3 protein-coding genes and 1 pseudogene are annotated in these 2,452 nt (G+C 48.9%); 3 read left to right on the top strand and 1 reads right to left on the bottom strand.

Annotation, left to right across the window (positions count from 1 at the left end; all coding sequences use genetic code 11):
- Positions 1 to 273 precede the first annotated feature (273 nt).
- Positions 274 to 687, top strand: a complete 414-nt coding sequence (locus L692_RS0115100) for a hypothetical protein (RefSeq protein WP_025700999.1) — start codon at positions 274 to 276, stop codon at positions 685 to 687.
- Between the two features lie 104 nt (positions 688 to 791).
- Here L692_RS0115100 and L692_RS0115095 read toward each other — a convergent pair whose 3' ends face one another.
- On the bottom strand, positions 792 to 1,313 hold the full coding sequence (locus tag L692_RS0115095) for a hypothetical protein (RefSeq protein ID WP_025700998.1): 522 nt from the start codon (positions 1,311 to 1,313) through the stop codon (positions 792 to 794).
- A 210-nt stretch (positions 1,314 to 1,523) separates the two neighbouring features.
- Between L692_RS0115095 and L692_RS0115090 the strand changes: the two genes are divergently transcribed.
- Both L692_RS0115090 and L692_RS28930 read left to right on the top strand, forming a co-directional pair.
- On the top strand, positions 1,524 to 1,715 hold the full coding sequence (locus tag L692_RS0115090) for a sigma factor G inhibitor Gin (protein ID WP_025700997.1): 192 nt from the start codon (positions 1,524 to 1,526) through the stop codon (positions 1,713 to 1,715).
- A gap of 211 nt (positions 1,716 to 1,926) precedes the next feature.
- Positions 1,927 to 2,452: pseudogene (locus tag L692_RS28930) on the top strand (aminotransferase class I/II-fold pyridoxal phosphate-dependent enzyme); the annotation flags it as partial.

Raw genomic sequence — 2,452 nt, 5'->3', positions numbered from 1 at the left:
ACCGAAGGGTCCTGGGAGAGTAGGACGCTGCCAAGCACATGAAACCACTGCTGTAATCAGCGGTGGTTTTTTGTTTTTCTTTTTTAGTGGAGAACCTGTCCGGTATCAATCGAATGACATTTTTGTTACCGACATGGCATTAGATATAAGTATAATAGAAAAGTGCAAATTATAGCATAACCTTAATACGAATGAACTACTCATAAAATTCATATGATTGAATTTGTTCCTGCGTCTTTGGTTGCAGGGTGGAGGGTAAGGAGGATTTAAGGTATGAGGCGAGCCCGAGCGTTATGGACGCTCCTTATTTTATGTATGGTAACTGTACTGCTAGCCGGATGCACTTCGGGGGAACCTTCATGGGAAACGTTCGAGGGTGCTCTTAACGAGAAGAGCTTTCCCGTGCCGAAGGAAGCAAACTCTCCGGATCGGACGACAACGAACGCGGCCATGGACTATGTACGTTATTCCCTGCCTGGGTTAAAGGAAAATGATCATATTCCGGCTCCTTATTTGGAAGTCATACAAGCTTGGGGCTGGAGTGAACTGCGGAAAGAGAATACGGACAGCTCGCATGTATTCCAGAAGGATCAGCTTGTTGTCCATTTGACTATCCATGACGGCTATTTCATTATAATGGTCCCCAAGGATAAGAAGACGAGTATCAAGAAGCTCAATAGCCTATAACAATAAAATCGCCTTCCCAGGAATGGCGATTTTATTGTTATGGACACAGGCAGCATTCCCGTGGAATAGGGTTGAATGAGGAATAAAAGGGAGCTGCAACTGGGTTATTGCGAGTAACAGGAGACGTCCGCCGGATTAAATTTCAGCATGTCATCCTGCCTCTTCCAGCCTGCTCGCAGCAGAGCGTAAAATCTCGGAAACAGCAGCCATAAATGCAGAAAGGCCAAGGAGAGAGTAAAGGCATGCGGCGACAGTACAGCAAATAACGCTGCAAAGGCAAGACCGATCCAGAGACTGTGGAGTTGCACCCTGCGGAAGAGGCCGCAGCTGATGTATTGATCCGGCATGTAGCCGAGCCAGGGAAGCCTGAAGGAGTTGCGCCAACGTTTGGCGATCGGGTAACCCGCAATCAGGAGGACGGAGCGGGAGACGACATATTGAATCCAAAAAATAACCGGAACGGCAATCAGAAAAAATAATAAACTGGCAGGAGAGACGAAAACGGTTTCCAATAGAACAAACAGAACAGGAATCGCGGCATAGATCCGTAAAGCATTAACGGGTATGCTTATTTTTTTGAGAAGTTTATATTGATAATAGGTTGCTCCTTTGGTAGTCGGTTCCATACCTTCCCTCCAGGCTCGGACTTATCTTGTAGCTCATATCCATACTATCGGCATTCTTGATGAATTCTTTAAATCATATAAGTCCGGATCGATCGGGGTGGCCAGGGGCGCGAGGAATAAGGAATTTCAGGATATGAAAAAACTATGAAAGGGTTTAAAATGATAGGAAGTGAAGCATACTGTTCTTAAAAGGGCCAAGGTGGGATTACAATGGAACAAGATCATGCGAAAACGGAAGTCTGCATTATATGCGGGCAAGAAAAGGAAGAAGGAATCCGCATTGTTTCGCAGTTTATTTGCGAGGATTGCGAGGCGGAAATGGTAAGAACCGAGGCGGAGGATGCCAAGTACCGTTTTTTTATCGGACGAATGAAAAAAATTGGTCTGCAAAAGAACGCCTAATTGCCGCCCGATTGCCGTACGTTTGCTTTACCGTGTTGATGTCACAAGATGCTCTTCGCTTATATAGATTTTTTAGGGCAGCGGCTTTTCCTTGCGCAGAAGTAGGGTGAAGCCGTTTTGCTGCGCGTACAGGCGGTAAATTCAAGGCATAGGCGGGGGAGCGGTTATGCGTTAAAATAGAGTTAGGCCGGTGTGGAAGGAATTTCGATTAATGAATGAGACTGAGCGCGCAAGCGCGCCATTATATGAAATGCTGGAACGCTACAAAACGGAGGGAAAGAGCTCTTTTCATGTGCCCGGTCATAAAAATGGTCAGGCTTACAAGATGAACGGAGGCGCCGGCTTGCTCAATGAGGTCATGACGGCGGATATTACGGAGATTTCGGGAAGCGATGATCTGCATCATCCGGAAGGCGTCATTCTGGAGGCGCAGAGGCTTGCGGCAGATTGCTTCGGTGCTGAGGAAAGCTTTTTGCTCGTGGGCGGCAGCACGGCCGGGAACCTGGCGCTGATCCTGACGGTATGCGCCGAACCGGGCGCCTTGCTCCTGGTGCAGCGCAATGTGCATAAGTCGGTTATTCATGGGCTGATGCTGGCGGGGGCACGTGCGGTATTCCTTGAACCGCAGATGGATGACGCCAGCGGCCTGGCGGTCGCACCGTCCGAAGAGACGGTGCGCAAGGCGCTGGCGGCCTGGCCGGAGGCCGCCGGCCTGCTGGTGACCATGCCGAACTATT

This window comes from Paenibacillus forsythiae T98 (genome assembly GCF_000520735.1).
GTDB classification, from domain to species: Bacteria; Bacillota; Bacilli; order Paenibacillales; family Paenibacillaceae; genus Paenibacillus_AQ; species Paenibacillus_AQ forsythiae.
The sequence above is the reverse complement of the archived record's forward strand: the minus strand, read 5'-3'. Positions and strand labels throughout refer to the sequence as shown.